This window comes from Rhodococcus sp. OK519 (genome assembly GCF_003051005.1).
Taxonomy (GTDB): domain Bacteria; phylum Actinomycetota; class Actinomycetes; order Mycobacteriales; family Mycobacteriaceae; genus Prescottella.
On the sequence record NZ_QAOW01000001.1, the window covers coordinates 1,011,557 to 1,027,655 of the forward strand.

Sequence of the window (16,099 nt, forward strand, 5' to 3'; positions counted from 1 at the left end):
CAATGTTCTCGACCAGCGTGAACTCGGATAACGAACCCATAGCTAACTCCTTCACGGGAAAGTGGCTGCACGGCGATATCTACCGGACGCCGAAAAGCTAGCCGCTAATGCCGGAGATGTCACGCTGCGGACAGATGCATGACGCGAGGCGGACTCGAGCGGTGGTCGCCGGAGCTTTCGGCCACGCGGTAAACGAATCCGGTCGGGCTTTCCTGTGAACGCACCCTCTGAAGTGCCCCCGGCAGGAATCGAACCTGCGACCTAGAGATTAGAAGGCTCTTGCTCTATCCAACTGAGCTACGGAGGCGCGGGCAAGAGCATACCCGCTGAATCGGTGTGATTCGTGCATCCGGGGTCAGCTCCACAGTGTGACGTGCACCTTGGGTTTGAAGTGTGTGGCCTCGACACCGGTGCCGCGGATCATCGCCTGGATGCAGCGGGGTGTGCTGACGAAGTGCAGGAGTTCCGAGGCGGCGGGCTGGAGTTGCTGGTGTTGCAGTGTGGTGGCGCACCATTCGCCGGTGCCGCGCAAGTCGTGGCCGTCGACGAGGGCGAGCGTGCCGGAGGCGAGTTCGTCGTTGACGGAGAACCCGAGTGCGATCCCGAGGGAGGGTGACCGTCGCACCGCGTCGAGGGCCGCCGCGTCGCTCTGGAAGATCCGCTGGCGTTCGCGGGGAATGTCGAGGGCCCGCAGCAGGTGGCGGGTAGCGCCCTCTCCGCCCGCCGCCGCCGGACCGAGAAACCAGTTCTGCTTGCGCAGGGTGTTGCGGGCGGGCCGGGTGTGGACCAGGGGGTTGTCCGGCGCGCACACGGTGAGCACCTCGTACTGCAGGAACGGATGGACGCACAGCGGTTCGGAGATGCCGGCGATCCGCGGTCCGAGCGCGACGTCGACGGCCCGGGATGCGATCAGGCTCGCGAACTGGCGGACCGGATGGACACTCAGTTCCACCGACAGATCCTTCGCCCGCCCCGCGAACAGATTGATCAGTCCCGGCGCGGCGTGCTCGGCAAACAGGGGAGAGGCGGCCAGACGCAACAGGCGCCGTCCGCGGCCGGCCTGGCTGACCTCGAGCGCCGTCTGCTGTTGCAGACCGAGGATCTCGACGGCCCGGCTCGCGAGGCGCAGTCCGCCCGGCGTGAAGGCCAGGCCCGACGGCCGTCGGCAGTAGAGGGGATCGTCGAGCTCTTTGCGGAGCTGGGCGATATGCATGGAGACGCCCGAATCGGTCATGCCCAATTCACGCGCTGCCGCTCGAACCGATCCGAGCCGCACCACCGCGGAATAGGCTCGCAGTTGAGCGGGTGTCACCCCCACGAGGGTACGGGCGGAGAAAGATCGACATCTGCGAATGGACCGGTCTCACCTGCGGCGACGGCCGGGGCTGGAGGCTGATGCGATGCGCGACGTCCTGTCCGATCTGCTCGCAATCTGGCGTGCGGACGAGTCGGCCGGGCTCGCCACCGTGGTAGCCACCTTCCACTCCGCGCCGCGGGCCCCGGGCGCGGCGATGGTGGTCGCGCCGGACGGCCGCGTGTCCGGGTCCGTCTCCGGTGGGTGCGTCGAGGGCGCGGTGTACGAACTGGCGGCGGAGGTGGTCGAGACCGGCACGCCGGTGCTCGAGCGTTACGGCGTGACCGACGACGATGCCTTCGCGGTGGGTCTCACGTGCGGCGGAATCCTGGACGTCTTCGTCGAATCCGTCTCCCGCATCACGTTCCCGGAGCTCGGCGACGTCGCCGCGGACATCGAGGCGCGACGACCGGTGGCAGTGGCCACGGTCGTCGAACATGCCGACCCCGCGCGCGTCGGTCGGCATCTGGTGGTCCGTCCCGACGGGACGACGGGGACACTGGGTTCCGAGCGTGCGGACCATGCGGTCACCGACGACGGGCGGGGCCTGCTCGCGGCGGGCCGGACGGCGGTGCTGGGGTACGGGCCGGACGGGCAGCGCCGCGGCGAGGGGTTGCGGGTGTTCGTCTCCAGCTATGCACCGCCGCCGCGGATGCTGGTGTTCGGGGCGATCGACTTCGCGGCCGCGGTCGCCCGGCAGGGCGCGTTCCTCGGCTACCGGGTGACTGTGTGTGACGCGCGGGAGGTGTTCGCCACCGCGACACGGTTCCCGACCGCCGACGAGGTGGTGGTCGACTGGCCGCACCGCTACCTGGCGGCGCAGTCGGAGGCGGGCACGATCGACGGCCGCACCGTGATCTGTGTGCTCACCCACGACCCCAAGTTCGACGTCCCGCTGCTCGAGGTCGCGCTTCGGCTCCCGGAGGTCGGGTTCGTGGGGGCGATGGGCTCGCAGCGCACGCACCTCGACCGCGTGGACCGTCTGCGTCAGGCCGGTCTCACGGAGGCCGAACTGTCCCGGCTGTCGAGTCCGATCGGATTGGACCTGGGCGCCCGGACCCCCGAGGAGACCGCGGTGTCGATCGCCGCCGAGATCATCGCGCGGCGCTGGGGCGGAGGCGGGTTGCCCCTGCGTGACCTGCGCGGACGCATTCATCACGAGAAAACCGGATGATCGGGACGACCGATTCGGCGCCGGAATCAAGGATTCGCTGAATCGCGCTTGACGCTCGACCGGACCGGGCACACGCTGGAAGGTATCCGGTGCTGTGAGGAGTGCCACTATGCAGGTTCCGGGACTGTTCGAATATGAGCGTGCCACCGACGTCGAGAACGCGATCGCGCTGCTGGATCGCCTGGGCGACGAGGCGAGGATAGTAGCGGGCGGCCACAGTCTGCTGCCGATGATGAAGCTGCGGCTCGCGAATCCCGAGTACCTCATCGACATCAACGACCTCGTCGGCGAACTCGGTCATATCACCGTCGAATCGGGTGAGGTTCGGATCGGGGCGATGGCCCGCCATCGGCAGATCCTCGAATCCGACGACCTGGCCGCGCTGTTCCCGATCTTCCGGGACGCCGAGCGGGTGATCGCCGACCCGGTGGTCCGCAACCGCGGCACCATCGGCGGTTCGCTGTGCCAGGCGGATCCGGCCGAGGACCTGACGACGGTGTGCTCGGTGGTCGGCGCCGTGTGCGTGATCCGGGGGCCGACCGGGGTGCGGGAGGTGCCGATGGACGAGTTCCTCGTCGGCCCGTACGAGACCGCGGTCCGCAGCAACGAGATCCTGACGGAAATTCGGATTCCGCGAGTGCCGTCGGGATCGAGTGCCTACACGAAAGTGGAACGGCGGGTCGGTGATTGGGCGATCGCCGCCGCGGGCGCCGCGATCCGACTGGACGGCGACCGGGTCGGGGAGGCGCGACTCGGGCTCACCGCGGTGGTGCCGGACGCGGATCGGCTGGCCGACATCGGGGACGTGCTGCGAGGACAACCGGCCGACGAGGACAACTTCCGGCGCGCCGGCGAACTGGCCGGGCAGGCATGCGATCCCGTCACCGACTCGCGTGGGACCGCCGCCTACAAGCGGCATCTTGCAGGGGAACTGACCGTTCGGTCGTTGCGGACGGCCGCCGAACGAGCACGCAACGGACGGACGGAGTCGTGACATGCAGGTGACGATGACGGTCAACGGCACGGAGGTCACCGACGATGTGGAACCGCGTCTGTTGCTGGTGCACTTCCTGCGGGACCGGCTGGGCCTGACCGGGACGCACTGGGGCTGCGACACCAGTAACTGCGGCACGTGCGTGGTCTCGGTGGACGGTGAGCCGGTGAAGTCGTGCACCATGCTCGCCGTGATGGCCGGCGGGCGTGAGGTCCGCACCGTGGAGGGGCTGGCCACCGACGGCGTCCTCGACCCGGTGCAGGAGGGCTTCATGCAGTGTCACGGCCTGCAGTGCGGGTTCTGCACACCCGGCATGATGATCACCGCGCGAGCGCTGCTCGACCGTGATCCGGACCCCGACGAGCAGACCATCCGTGAGGCCATCTCGGGTCAGATCTGCCGCTGCACCGGCTACACCACGATCGTCCGGTCGGTCCGCTGGGCGGCCGAGCATGGCGGCGCGACCACCGACACGGTGACGACGGGAGGCGCGTCGTGACCGCGCTCGAGGAGGTTCCGGACAGCGACGCCGATGAGCGTGTCTCCAACGACGGCAAGCCGTGCGGACACGGCCGCATGCTCCGCAAGGAGGACCCGCGGTTCATCCGGGGCCGGGGCCGTTATGTCGACGACGTCCAGCTACCGGGCATGCTGCACCTGGCGATTCTCCGTTCGCCGGTCGCGCACGCACGGGTCGTGCGGGTGGACGTCACTGCGGCGCAGGCGCACCCGAAGGTCGCCGCGGTCGTCACGGGAGCCGACCTGGCCGAGAAGGGCCTGGCGTGGATGCCGACGCTGTCGAACGACGTGCAGGCGGTGCTCGCGACGGACAAGGTGCGCTTCCAGGGGCAGGAGGTCGCGTTCGTGGTCGCCGAGGACCGGTATTCGGCGCGCGACGCCCTCGAACTCATCGACGTCGAGTACGAGATCCTCGACCCGGTGATCGACGCCCGGACAGCGCTCTCGCCCGACGCCCCCGTCATCCGCACCGACCTCGACGGCAAGGCCGACAATCACTGCTTCGACTGGGAGACCGGCGATTCCGCTGCCACCGACGCCGTGTTCGCGCAGGCCGATGTCGTGCTGCGCCAGGAGATCGTCTATCCGCGTGTGCATCCCGCGCCGATGGAGACGTGCGGCGCGGTCGCGGATTACGACGCGGTGGACGGCAAGCTCACTCTGTGGTCGACGAGCCAGGCGCCACACGCTCATCGGACGCTGTACGCCCTGGTGGCGGGGCTACCCGAACACAAGATCCGGGTGGTCTCACCGGACATCGGTGGCGGCTTCGGCAACAAGGTACCGATCTATCCGGGTTATGTGTGCGCGATCGTCGGGTCGCTGCTCACCGGCAAGCCCGTGAAGTGGATGGAGGACCGCAGCGAGAACCTCACCAGCACCGGCTTCGCGCGGGACTACATCATGATCGGCGAGATCGCCGCGACGTCGGAGGGCAAGATCCTCGCGATCCGCACCGACGTCCTCGCCGACCACGGCGCTTTCAACGGCACGGCGTCGCCGGTGAAGTATCCGGCCGGCTTCTTCGGGGTGTTCACCGGAAGCTACGACCTCGAGGCCGCGTACTGCCACATGACCGCGGTCTACACGAACAAGGCACCCGGCGGCGTCGCGTACGCGTGCTCGTTCCGTATCACCGAGGCCGTGTATCTCGTCGAGCGACTGGTCGACTGTCTCGCGTTCGACCTCGAGATGGACCCGGCGGAGCTGAGACTGCGAAATCTGCTGCGGCCGGAACAGTTTCCGTACACGTCGAAGACCGGATGGCAGTACGACTCCGGCGACTACGCGACCACGATGCGCAAGGCCATGGACATGGTCGGCTACGACACCCTGCGCCGCGAGCAGGCCGAACGGCGCGAGCGCGGCGAGCTGATGGGCATCGGGATGTCGTTCTTCACCGAGGCCGTCGGCGCCGGCCCGCGCAAGGACATGGACATTCTCGGGCTCGGCATGGCCGACGGCTGCGAGCTCACCGTCCACCCCACCGGCAAGGCCGTCGTCCGGATCTCGGTGCAGTCCCAGGGGCAGGGGCATGAAACTACGTTCGCGCAGATCGTCGCCGAGGAACTCGGGATCCCGCCCGACGACATCGACGTGGTCCACGGCGACACCGACAACACCCCCTTCGGGCTCGGCACGTACGGCAGTCGGTCGACGCCGGTGTCCGGCGCGGCGGCGGCACTGGTGGCGCGCAAGGTTCGGGACAAGGCGCGGATCATCGCGTCGGGCATGCTCGAGGTGTCGGTGGCGGACCTGGAATGGGTGAAGGACGACGACCACGGCGGTGCCTTCCAGGTGAAGGGCGACCCGTCCGCCGCCGTCACGATCCAGGACATCGCGATGCGTTCGTACGGGGCCGGAGATCTCCCGGACGGTCTCGAGGGCGGCCTGGAGGCCCAGATCTGTTACAACCCCGAGAATCTCACCTACCCGTACGGCGCCTACTTCTGTGTCGTCGACATCGATCCAGGCACCGGGCACGTGACCGTGCGCCGCTTCCTCGCCGTCGACGACTGCGGTACCCGCATCAACCCGATGATCATCGAGGGGCAGGTGCACGGCGGCATCACCGACGGAATCGGCATGGCGCTCATGGAGATCGTCGCATTCGACGAGGACGGCAACTGTCTCGGTGGCTCGTTCATGGACTACCTGATCCCGACCGCACTCGAGGTGCCGCGCCTCGAAACCGGCTTCACGGTGACTCCGTCGCCGCACCATCCGATCGGTGCCAAGGGGATCGGGGAGAGCGCCACCGTGGGTTCACCACCGGCCGTGGTGAATGCCGTCCTCGACGCGTTGAAACCGTTCGGGGTGCGGCACGCCGACATGCCGTTGACGCCGTCGAGGGTGTGGGAGGCGATGCAGGGTCGCGCAACCCCGCCGATCTGAGCAAGGAGTTCGCATGGACCTGACAGCGCGCGCCGCGGAACTGGCGGACGAGCGTAGGCCGTTCGTCCGCGCAACGGTGGTGCGTGCGCAGCAGCCGACATCGACGAGGTCGGGTGACCGCGCGATCGTGTTGCCGGACGGCACGATCGAGGGTTTCGTCGGCGGTCACTGTGCGCAGAACTCGGTACGTCAGGCTGCGATCGACGCGCTCGAGACGGGGGAGAGCGTCCTGCTGCGGATTCTGCCCGACGACGGGCCCGGGTACCCCGACGTGCCCGGCGCCCAGGTGGTCGTGAACCCGTGCCTGTCCGGCGGGGCGATGGAGATCTTCCTCGAGCCGCGTCTGCCCGCCCCGATCGTGCGGGTAGTCGGTGCGACGCCCGTCGCCGACGCCGTCGCCCGAGTGCTCGGCCTGCTCGACGTCGACGTCTGCCGCGGGACGGCCGCCGACGGCGGGGAGGCCGCCGTGATCGTCGCCAGTCTCGGCGGCGACGAACCCACGGTGATCCGTGAAGCACTCGCCGGTGGTGCCGGATACGTCGGGCTGGTCGCGAGCAGTAAGCGCGGCGCCGCGATCCTCGACGAACTCGAACTCGACGCTGTGGAACGTGCGGTGGTGCACACCCCGGCAGGGCTGGCGATCGGCGCCCGCACGCCCGGGGAGATCGCGGTGGCGATCGCCGCGGAACTGGTCCGTGCGATCCGCGTCGAGCAGTTGGGTTCGGCTCCGACGACGGTTGCGGCGGAACGGGACGCGGCTCTGACGGTGATCGACCCTGTCTGCGGGATGACCGTCACCGTCGACACCGAGACGCCGCACCTGCAGGTCGACGGCGAGGACTACTGGTTCTGCGCACCCGGGTGCCGCCGCGCCTACGAGAAGGAGCGTGCGCGATGTTCGTGACGGGACTCGTCCTCGCCGCCGGAGCCTCGCGCAGGCTGGGCCGGCCGAAACAGCTTCTGCCGTATCGGGGAGCCACCCTGCTCGACGCGACCCTCACCGTCGCCCGCGCGTGCCGATTCCACCAGTTGCTGGTGGCGGTGCCCGGCTCCGCGGAGGCCATCGAGGATCTCGTGAACCTGTGCGGTTGCACCGTCACGCACTGCCCGGACGCCGGCAGCGGCTGCTCGGCATCGGTGAAAGCCGCGCTGCCGGAAATCGACCCGCTCGCATCGGGGATCGTGCTGATGCTCGGCGACCAACCCGGGGTGCACCCCTCGACGGTGCGGGCACTCGTCGCGCGAGGGCGGCTCGAGAACATCGGTCTGTGCCGGTACGACGACGGTCCGGGCCATCCGCTGTGGTTGGGGCGCGGCGTGTTCGGTGACCTGGCCCGGCTGTACGGCGACAAGGCCGTATGGAAGCTGTTCGACCGCGAGGACGTCGAGAGGTTCGAGGTGCCGGCCGAGGGACGGATCCCCCTCGACGTCGACACATGGGATGAGTACCGGGCGCTGCTCGATCAGGACCGGGACGCCTCGTGACCGACGCCGGCACCGCGATCGTTCCCGACGTCGACGACCTGATCCGCAGGTTCGACGCTCAGGACTATCTCCTCGACGAGGGCACCGCCACCGCGCTGTTCCTGGCGCTGCGACTGGGCAGGCCGCTGCTGCTCGAAGGGGAACCCGGGGTGGGGAAGACGACTGCGGCCAAGGCACTCGCCGCCGCGTTGGGTACCCCGCTGGTGCGCCTGCAGTGTTACGAGGGCCTCGCCGCCGACGAAGCCCTGTACGACTGGAACTACCAGCGCCAACTGCTGGCCGTCCGCCTGTCCGAGGCACGCGGTGAGCGACTCGAGGAAGCGGATCTGTTCACCGAGCGGTTCCTGCTCGAACGTCCGATCCTGCGGTGTGTGCGCCATCGCGGGGCACTGCCGCCGGTGCTCCTGATCGACGAAATCGACCGCGCCGACGATGAATTCGAGGCATTGCTGCTCGAGTTCCTCGGCGAAGCGTCGGTGACGGTGCCCGAGATCGGTACGTTCGCCGCGGACCGCCCGCCGATCGTCGTGCTGACGTCCAATCGCAGCCGTGATCTGCACGACGCGCTGCGGCGGCGCTGTCTCTACCACTGGATCGACTATCCGGAGCCGGCACGGGCCGCGGCGATCCTGCGGCGCACCGTCCCCGGCGCCGCAGAACCGCTGATCACGAGCGTCACCGACTTCGTGCGCGCGGCGCGGACTCTCGACCTCGACAAGGCTCCGGGGGTGGCGGAGACCATCGACTGGGTCTCGGCCCTCGCCGCGCTCGGGGCATCCGAACTCGTACCCGCCACTGCGCTCGCGAGCATCGGCGCGATCGCGAAGACCCCCGACGACCGGACCGTGCTCACCGACGCGGTGAGCGCATACGCAGAGCGGTGAGACCGTAGGAGAGGACGACGATGAAGATTGCGGACGAATTCACGGTCGACGCGCCCATCGATCGCGCGTGGGACGTGCTGACCGACCTCGAAGGCATCGCGCCGCTGTTGCCGGGCGCGCGGATGACGGGCCGCGAGGGCGACGACTACCTCGGCACCGTCAAGATCAAGGTCGGTCCCGTCACGACCGAGTTCGCCGGCCGCGCCGCTTTCACCGAGAAGGACGCGGCGTCGCACACAGCGGTGATCGACGCGCGCGGCAAGGAGAAGCGCGGCAGCGGGAACGCGTCCGCCGTGATCACGGCCCGCCTGCACGAGGACGGCGGTGCGACGCGGGTGACGGTCGACACCGACATGAAGGTGGTCGGCAAGCTCGCGCAGTTCGGCAGCGGAATGATCGCTCAGGTGTCCGCGAAGCTGATGGGTCAGTTCGCGTCGTCGCTCCAAGACAGGCTGTCGGCGGAGACAGCGGCACCGGAGGCCGGAGGCAGCGAGGCGACCGGCGTCACGTCGCTCACCGCGGTGGTCGACGAGTCGGACGTCGCGCCCATCGATCTCGTCGACCTGGCCGGAGCCGGGGCCGCACGCCGGGCACTGCCGTGGATCGCGGCGGCGCTCGCGGCGGCCGTCGTGTTCTCCGTCCTGCGGTCGTTGCGCCGGTGACACCACAGCCTCACCGGGCGCCCCTGCTGCGCGGGGTGGATCTGGCGGCGTTCGCCGTCGCGCTGGTCGCGCGGGCCCGAGCGTTCGGGATCGCGGTGTCGGCGAGTGGGGCGGGCCGTTTCACCGAGGCGCTGCAGGTGCTACCGCCGACGGACCGGCGGCGACTCTACTGGGCTGCCCGCGTCACCCTCGTCGGCAGGCAGAGCGATCTGGACCCGTTCAACACGGTGTTCACGTCGGTGTTCGAGGATGCGGTCCTCGCGCTCGATCCCGCGGCCCGCTCCGCCGGACGGGACACGCAGACCGGACGAACCCGCGCGGAGTCCGGTGCGCCGCTGCACGAGGGGACCGGACGGTCCGTGGCCGCGCTGCCGTGGGCGACGCGTGGGGGCGTGCCCGCCGACGACGTCACCGCGACGGGTCAGGACGGGTTCGGCGTCACGATGCGGCTGCCGAGCCCGCTCGAGGATCTCGCCGCCGAGGCCTTCGAGAGGTTTCGCGACGCGGATCTGCGGGCGCTCGGGCGTCGGCTCGAGGACACGCGCCGGCGGTGGCCCGTGCGGCCGAGTCGTCGCCGCGAACGCCGCCGCCACGGCAGGGTCGATCTGCGAGCGACGATGCGCCGCGCCCGGGAAACGGGGTTCGAACCGATCCGGGTGGTGCGGTCCGGGCCCCGCGTGCGCCCGCGCCGGATCGTGCTGGTGTGCGACGTGAGCCGGTCGATGCGTGGGTACGCCGACGTGTACCTGCATCTGATGCGGGCCGCAGTGATCCGGTCCCGGGCCGGGGACGCCGAGGTCTTCGCGTTCTCGACTCGGCTCACTCGCTTGACGCCGATGCTCGCGCATCGCAGCGCAGAGGTTGCGGCAGAGCGTGCGACGGAGCGCGTCGTCGACCGATTCGGCGGCACGCACATCGCCGGGAGTCTCGCCACACTGTTGTCCTCGCCACATGGTGCGGCACTGCGGGGCGCGGTCGTGATCATCGCCTCCGACGGCTGGGACAGCGACGACCCGGCCGACCTGGCGCGGGCGGTGGCGCGGGTCGGGCGGCGGGCGCACCGACTCGTCTGGCTCAATCCCCGCGCCGCCGCACCGGGTTTCGAGCCGGTCGCGAGATCGATGGCCGCGGCACTGCCGTACTGCGACGACTTTCTCCCCGCGCACACGGTGGAGGCGCTGGGGGAGATGCTGGCGATCGTCGGTGGTGCGCGATCACTCCGGGCCGCCGAGGATCGGGTGAGGCACGAGTCCGACAGATTGTCGTAGGTCCTACCCTGGTAGCCATGGCAACACCCGTGCGTGAGCAGACCGAGCACGCTCCCGTTCCCTCGTCCCGTCCCGGTTCCGGCCTGTTCTTCGCGGTCAGCGGCGTCTTCGCCGGCCTGGTCGCCGCGCTGGTGGTCGCCATGTCGGCGTCGCAGGCGCTGGTGCTCATGGGTATCCCCGACCCGGGCCCGCTCACCACCTACGGACTGCCGGCGCTGCGTGCCGTCAGTGAGGTCGCCGCGGTCATCGCGATCGGTTCCTTGCTGTTCGCGGCCTTCATGGTGCCGCCGCAGAAGACGGGTGTGCTCGACGTCGACGGCTACCGCGCGATCCGGACGGCGTCGCACGCGGCGTTCGTGTGGGCGCTGAGTGCGGTGGTCATGATTCCGCTGACGCTGTCGGACACGTCGGGTCAGCCGTTCTCCGAGGCCGTGAAGCCGTCGAACCTGTTCTCGGCGATCGGCCAGGTCGAGACGGCCGTCGCGTGGCAGTGGACCGCGATCATGGCCGTCGTCCTCGCGGTGCTGTGCCGGATCGCGCTGCGCTGGGCGTGGACGCCGTTCCTGCTGCTGCTCGGAGTAGCGACGATGATGCCGCTGGCGCTGACCGGACACTCGTCCTCGGGTGGTTCGCACGACGTCGCCACCAACAGCCTCATCTGGCATCTCGTCGGCGCCGCCTTCTGGGCGGGCGGACTGTTCGCACTGCTCGCGCACTCCCGCCGTCGCGGTGCGTACACCGACGTCGCGGCGCGACGATTCTCGTTCGTCGCGACCATCTGCTTCGTCGCGATGGCGATCAGCGGTGTCGTCAACGCGCTGGTCCGGGTGCCGCTGGACGACCTGTTCTCCACCACCTACGGGCGCCTGATCGTCGCGAAGATCGTCGCCCTGGGGCTGCTCGGCGTGTTCGGTTGGTTCCAGCGTCGACGCGCGTTGCCCGCACTCGCCGCCGACCCGGAGTCGCGGGGCGCGCTCATCCGCTTCGCGGGTGCCGAGGCCCTCGTGTTCGCGGCGACCATCGGCATCGCCGTCGGCCTCGGTCGCACGCCGCCCCCGCCGCCGTCGTCGGTGCCGACGCTCAGCGAGGTGGAACTCGGCTACAACCTCGACGGCCCGCCCACCTTCGCGAAACTGATGCTGGACTGGCGTTTCGACCTCATCTTCGGCACCGCCGCGATCGTCCTCGCGATCCTCTACATCGTTGGTCTCCGGACGCTCCGCAAGCGCGGCGACAGCTGGCCGGTGGGGCGGACCATCGCGTGGTTCGCCGGCTGCCTGGTACTGCTGATCGGCACGTCGTCGGGTGTCGGCCGGTACGCCCCGGCGATGTTCAGCGTCCACATGGGCGCCCACATGGCGCTGTCGATGCTCGCCCCCGTTCTACTGGTACTCGGCGGACCGTTCACGCTCGCACTGCGGGCAATGCGCCCGGCCGGCAAGGACGGCGTACCGGGCCCGCGGGAATGGCTCCTCGCCTTCCTGCACAGCCCGATCTCCCGGTTCCTCACCCATCCGCTGGTGGCGTCGGTGCTGTTCGTCGGCGGCTTCTACGCGCTGTACCTCGGTGGCATCTTCGGGTCGAACGTCGACAGCCACACCGCGCACCTGCTGATGAACCTGCACTTCATCCTCAGCGGTTATCTCTTCTACTGGGTCGTGATCGGCGTCGACCCCGCGCCGCGGCAGCTGCAGCCCATCACGAAGCTGGCGATGGTGTTCGGATCGTTGCCGTTCCACGCCTTCTTCGGCATCGCGCTCATGAGCATGGGCGAGGTCATGGGCGCCACCTTCTACCGTTCGCTGGGCCTCGAGTGGAATACCGATCTGCTGAACGATCAGCAGTTGGGCGGCTCCATCGCGTGGGCCACCGGCGAGGTCCCGCTCGTCCTCGTCATGCTGGCGCTGCTGGTGCAGTGGTCACGCAGCGACCAGAAGGTCGCCAAGCGCGTCGACCGCGCGGCCGAGCGTGATGACGGTGCCGACCTGGCCGCGCACAATGCGATGTTCGCCGAACTCGCTCGGCGTGACCGGGAGTCCGGCCAGTAGCATCCTCCGCCGACACACCCGGCCCGTGCGCGCCCGATTCGGGCGCCTCTGTGGATACGACTTCGGTTCATCCACAATCTCGCTCGGGCCCCACCATCGGCCTCGCCTTCACGGCACAGTCGAACGCACCGCCTCCTCGGGGCGGTGCGTTCGCCGTTTCGGGGGACGCCGGTCGTTGCGAAGGGGGAGTCGATGTACGAGACACACGGCACTGTTGTGGGCACTGTGATCACCGATCCGATCAAGCGGGAGACCGGATCCGGCGAGGAGGTGATGAGCTTCCGGATGGCGAGCAACGTCCGCCGGCGCGATCGCGAGTCGGGCGAATGGGTCGACGGCGGGACGCTGTACCTGACGGTGAGTTGCTGGCGCCGACTGGTGCAGGGCGTGGGGGCGTCGCTGATGAAGGGCGATCCGATCATCGCGCACGGGGAGTTGCGCACCAACGAGTACAAGACCCGGGACGGTGATCCGCGTTCCGACCTCGAGATGCGAGCGATGGCGGTCGGTCCCGATCTCGCGCGCTGCAGCGCCCGGCTCGATCGGTCGGGACGGGCTCGGACGGCGCTCTCAGCGGACGGTTCGGAATCGGACGACGACGCACCTGCACCTGCACCTGCAGAAGACGGTGAATCCGCGGTGGTCGACGAGCGACTCGGTGTCCTCGTCGGCTAGGCACCAACTGTCGGCGAGTCCACGAGACCCCGGCCGTGTGCCGCCCCGATCGGCGTGATCGATGCCGGGTGAGGCGGCCACGGCCGGGCTGAGCGCGGGCTTTCAGTGCGCGAAGTTCGGTACGGCCGTGTCCGGGTCGCCGTCTCGGTGCCCGGCAGCAGGGCGTCCGAAGTTGATGAGGACGAACGAGATTGCGGCCGCGAGCACGAGCATGCCGGCGCCGAGCCAGATTCCCACCGAGAACCCATGGACCATGCCCTCGAGTCCGAGGAGCGTGCCGGACTCGGGTGTGGTGGCCTCCTGCGCGTGTGCAGTCATGTAGGCGGCGGTGGCGCTGGTGGCGATGGTGTTGAGCAGCGCCGTGCCGATCGCGCCACCGACCTGCTGCGAGGTGTTGACCATCGCGGAGGCGACACCGGCGTCCCGTGGCTCGACACCGTTGGTGGCCAGGTTCATCGCCGGCATGAAGGCTGTGCCGAGTCCCAGTCCGATGAGAAACAGCCCGGGCAGCACGACAGCGGCATAGGGACTGTCGACCTTCATCTGAGCGAGGATCGCGAGACCGATCGCGGCGACGAGGAAACCTGGTGTCATCAGCCGGCGCGGCGGCACCTTGATCACCAGTCGTGCCCCGATCTGCGTCGCGCCGATCATCATGCCCACGACCATCGGCAGGAAAGCCACCCCGGCGACCACGGGGCTGTAGCCGTGCACCACCTGCAGGTAGAACGTGAGGAACAAGAACATGCCGAACATGCCGATGGTGGCCAGGCCCAGCGAGGCGTAGGCGCCGCCGCGGTTGCGGTCGAGGACGACGCGCAGCGGTAGCAGGGGGGAAGCCACCCGGCGTTGCACCATCACGAACACCACCAACAGCACCACCGCTGCGACCAGGGTGGCGATGGTCCAGGGATCCGACCACCCGTCGGAGGCGGCCCGGCCGAATCCGTAGACGACCGCGGCGAGACCCGTGCTCGCGAGCAGGACGCCGGGGATGTCGAGTCGGGCGCCGTGGCGGTCGGTGGCCGGTTCGCGGATCTCGAAGATGGCCCCGGCGAGGGCGATCGCGGCGATGAAGACGTTGATGTACAGCGTCCACCGCCAGTTGAGGTACTCGGTGAGAATGCCGCCGAGGATGAGGCCGATCGCGGCCCCGCCGCCGGCGATCGCGCCGTAGATGCCGAAGGCTTTCGCGCGTTCCCGGGCCTCCGTGAACATCACCGTCAGCAGCGACAGTGCTGCCGGGGCGAGCAGTGCGGCGAACGCGCCCTGCAGGGCGCGTGCTCCCAGCAGCATTGCGGTATTGGCTGCGGCGCCGCCGAGGGCGGAAGCGGCCGCGAAGCCGACGAGTCCGATCATGAACGCGCGCCGACGCCCCCACAGGTCGGAGATGCGGCCGCCGAACAGCAGCAGGCCACCGAAGGCCAGTGCGTAGGCGGTGATCACCCATTGCCGGTTGGCGTCGGAGAAGCCGAGGTCGGTTTGGGCATGGGGCAGCGCGATGTTCACGACCGTACCGTCGAGGACGACCATCAACTGGGCGAGGCAGATGAAGACCAACGCTTTCCAGCGTCGAGGATCGAGTCGAGCGTCGGAATGTGTCACGGGCGGAACGCCTTTACGATCGGCGCGGACATGGTCCGCGGTGTACGAGGTGAGATGGGACGGGGCGGCAACGAGATCTGGAGCGGCTACCGGCCGCGCTGCCCTCGCCGGAACGCGTCGCAGTCGCGTGGAGCCGATTCCTCGGCGAGAGTCGAAATGTCGTTGTGGGAGAGGGGTTCGCCCTCCAGTGCACGGGGAGCGGGGGCCCGTAGGCCGTCGAGGACGATGCCGAGGTGCCGCGCGGTGGTGCGGTGAGCGAGTTCGGACCCTCCCCATCCGGCCCGGGCGAGAGTGGTGATGATGATCAGGAGATCGGTGGCTGCCACGTCCTGCCGGAGTTTTCCGGACCGTTTGGCGGCATCGGTCAGGCAGGACAGGACCTCGAAGACTGTTCGCCGTTGCTGCCGCAACGCCGGGGATCCGTTGATACGCCCGCCCATGAACTGGGCGAGGTAGCGATTCGCCGAGAGCTCGCCGATGGAAAGGATCAATCGCTCGAGTCCGGTCCATGGATCGGGTTCGGTCGCCGCGGCTCGCGCGAGACTCTCGGCGTGCTCGAGATGATCGAGCAGCAGCGCGTCGACCAGCGCCTCCTTCGTCGGAAAGTGCCTGTAGAGAGTTCCCACACCCAGCCCGGCGAGACGGGCCACATCGCTCATCTGTGCGTCGACACCGCGTTGACCGAATGCTTGATCCGCTGCCCGCAGGATGGCGTCCCGATTGCGGCGCGCATCCGCGCGCACTGCCCGATCGCCGACTACGGGCGCGTCGGCCGGCACGGTGGACGCGGCGGATTGAAACACCGCCCCACCGTAGCGCCGATCACCGTCAGTCGGAACCATTGTTCACATTCATTTGACAAGGGCGAGTGGGCATTTCGGTCGAGTCGGACAAACGGCGCATGTCGGCCCGGCGCACTTCCTCCGCGATCTGCCCGCGCGCGACTCGCGTCCTCGGGATCTCCGAACTGGCACGACCGGGCCGACCCGACGCTATGGTGGGCCGACTCCACCTGAAGATCACGATGTTCGGGAGTG

At 69.1% G+C, this 16,099-nt stretch carries 14 protein-coding genes and 1 tRNA gene; 11 read left to right on the forward strand and 4 right to left on the reverse strand.

The genetic code is table 11. The annotated features are described in order from the left end of the window. Positions 1 to 233: 233 nt before the first annotated feature. Both C8K36_RS04765 and C8K36_RS04770 read right to left on the reverse strand, forming a co-directional pair. A tRNA-Arg gene (locus C8K36_RS04765) sits at positions 234 to 307 on the reverse strand. A gap of 48 nt (positions 308 to 355) precedes the next feature. After that, the gene (locus C8K36_RS04770) at positions 356 to 1,312 is read right to left on the reverse strand and encodes a LysR family transcriptional regulator (RefSeq protein ID WP_107983214.1); all 957 of its coding nucleotides are present in this window, start codon (positions 1,310 to 1,312) and stop codon (positions 356 to 358) included. A gap of 88 nt (positions 1,313 to 1,400) precedes the next feature. Here C8K36_RS04770 and C8K36_RS04775 point away from each other — a divergent pair, with 88 nt between their 5' ends. The 11 genes from C8K36_RS04775 (at position 1,401) to ssb (ending at position 13,457) form a co-directional block, all read left to right on the forward strand. After that, the gene (locus tag C8K36_RS04775) at positions 1,401 to 2,528 is read left to right on the forward strand and encodes an XdhC family protein (RefSeq protein ID WP_107983778.1); all 1,128 of its coding nucleotides are present in this window, start codon (positions 1,401 to 1,403) and stop codon (positions 2,526 to 2,528) included. Between the two features lie 109 nt (positions 2,529 to 2,637). Beyond that, entirely contained in the window at positions 2,638 to 3,522 is an 885-nt protein-coding gene (locus C8K36_RS04780) for an FAD binding domain-containing protein (RefSeq protein WP_107983215.1), read from the forward strand. A gap of 1 nt (position 3,523) precedes the next feature. Then, positions 3,524 to 4,021 (forward strand): (2Fe-2S)-binding protein, encoded by a 498-nt coding sequence (locus C8K36_RS04785; protein WP_107983216.1) that lies wholly within the window; start codon positions 3,524 to 3,526, stop codon positions 4,019 to 4,021. Further along, complete coding sequence (locus C8K36_RS04790; protein WP_107983217.1) at positions 4,018 to 6,435, forward strand: aerobic carbon-monoxide dehydrogenase large subunit; 2,418 nt, start codon at positions 4,018 to 4,020, stop codon at positions 6,433 to 6,435. The genes C8K36_RS04785 and C8K36_RS04790 overlap by 4 nt, the downstream gene beginning before the upstream one ends. 13 nt (positions 6,436 to 6,448) lie before the next feature. After that, positions 6,449 to 7,339: an XdhC family protein gene (locus C8K36_RS04795; protein ID WP_107983218.1), complete on the forward strand. Its 891-nt coding sequence runs from the start codon at positions 6,449 to 6,451 to the stop codon at positions 7,337 to 7,339. Next, positions 7,330 to 7,920 (forward strand): nucleotidyltransferase family protein, encoded by a 591-nt coding sequence (locus C8K36_RS04800; RefSeq protein ID WP_107983219.1) that lies wholly within the window; start codon positions 7,330 to 7,332, stop codon positions 7,918 to 7,920. Before C8K36_RS04795 ends, C8K36_RS04800 begins: the two co-directional genes overlap by 10 nt. Then, positions 7,917 to 8,804 (forward strand): AAA family ATPase, encoded by an 888-nt coding sequence (locus C8K36_RS04805; protein ID WP_107983220.1) that lies wholly within the window; start codon positions 7,917 to 7,919, stop codon positions 8,802 to 8,804. The genes C8K36_RS04800 and C8K36_RS04805 overlap by 4 nt, the downstream gene beginning before the upstream one ends. A gap of 20 nt (positions 8,805 to 8,824) precedes the next feature. Continuing rightward, positions 8,825 to 9,466: an SRPBCC family protein gene (locus tag C8K36_RS04810; protein ID WP_107983221.1), complete on the forward strand. Its 642-nt coding sequence runs from the start codon at positions 8,825 to 8,827 to the stop codon at positions 9,464 to 9,466. Next, entirely contained in the window at positions 9,463 to 10,734 is a 1,272-nt protein-coding gene (locus C8K36_RS04815; RefSeq protein ID WP_107983222.1) for a vWA domain-containing protein, read from the forward strand. The genes C8K36_RS04810 and C8K36_RS04815 overlap by 4 nt, the downstream gene beginning before the upstream one ends. A 17-nt stretch (positions 10,735 to 10,751) precedes the next feature. After that, positions 10,752 to 12,782: a cytochrome c oxidase assembly protein gene (locus tag C8K36_RS04820; RefSeq protein ID WP_107983223.1), complete on the forward strand. Its 2,031-nt coding sequence runs from the start codon at positions 10,752 to 10,754 to the stop codon at positions 12,780 to 12,782. 192 nt (positions 12,783 to 12,974) lie between these two features. Further along, positions 12,975 to 13,457: a single-stranded DNA-binding protein gene (ssb, locus tag C8K36_RS04825; protein WP_107983779.1), complete on the forward strand. Its 483-nt coding sequence runs from the start codon at positions 12,975 to 12,977 to the stop codon at positions 13,455 to 13,457. Positions 13,458 to 13,559: 102 nt separating this feature from the next. Here ssb and C8K36_RS04830 read toward each other — a convergent pair whose 3' ends face one another. Together C8K36_RS04830 and C8K36_RS25065 are read right to left on the reverse strand one after the other, a co-directional pair. Continuing rightward, on the reverse strand, positions 13,560 to 15,062 hold the full coding sequence (locus tag C8K36_RS04830; RefSeq protein ID WP_258195045.1) for an MFS transporter: 1,503 nt from the start codon (positions 15,060 to 15,062) through the stop codon (positions 13,560 to 13,562). Between the two features lie 86 nt (positions 15,063 to 15,148). Continuing rightward, entirely contained in the window at positions 15,149 to 15,865 is a 717-nt protein-coding gene (locus tag C8K36_RS25065; RefSeq protein ID WP_258195046.1) for a TetR/AcrR family transcriptional regulator, read from the reverse strand. Positions 15,866 to 16,099 lie beyond the last annotated feature (234 nt).

What these genes read in the sequence shown, in the direction of transcription:
- C8K36_RS04775 (WP_107983778.1), top strand. Translation starts at nt 1,401, where the DNA reads ATGCGCGACGTCCTGTCCGATCTGCTCGCAATCTGGCGTGCGGACGAG.
- C8K36_RS04780 (WP_107983215.1), top strand. Translation starts at nt 2,638, where the DNA reads ATGCAGGTTCCGGGACTGTTCGAATATGAGCGTGCCACCGACGTCGAG.
- C8K36_RS04785 (WP_107983216.1), top strand. Translation starts at nt 3,524, where the DNA reads ATGCAGGTGACGATGACGGTCAACGGCACGGAGGTCACCGACGATGTG.
- C8K36_RS04795 (WP_107983218.1), top strand. Translation starts at nt 6,449, where the DNA reads ATGGACCTGACAGCGCGCGCCGCGGAACTGGCGGACGAGCGTAGGCCG.
- C8K36_RS04800 (WP_107983219.1), top strand. Translation starts at nt 7,330, where the DNA reads ATGTTCGTGACGGGACTCGTCCTCGCCGCCGGAGCCTCGCGCAGGCTG.
- C8K36_RS04810 (WP_107983221.1), top strand. Translation starts at nt 8,825, where the DNA reads ATGAAGATTGCGGACGAATTCACGGTCGACGCGCCCATCGATCGCGCG.
- C8K36_RS04820 (WP_107983223.1), top strand. Translation starts at nt 10,752, where the DNA reads ATGGCAACACCCGTGCGTGAGCAGACCGAGCACGCTCCCGTTCCCTCG.
- ssb (WP_107983779.1), top strand. Translation starts at nt 12,975, where the DNA reads ATGTACGAGACACACGGCACTGTTGTGGGCACTGTGATCACCGATCCG.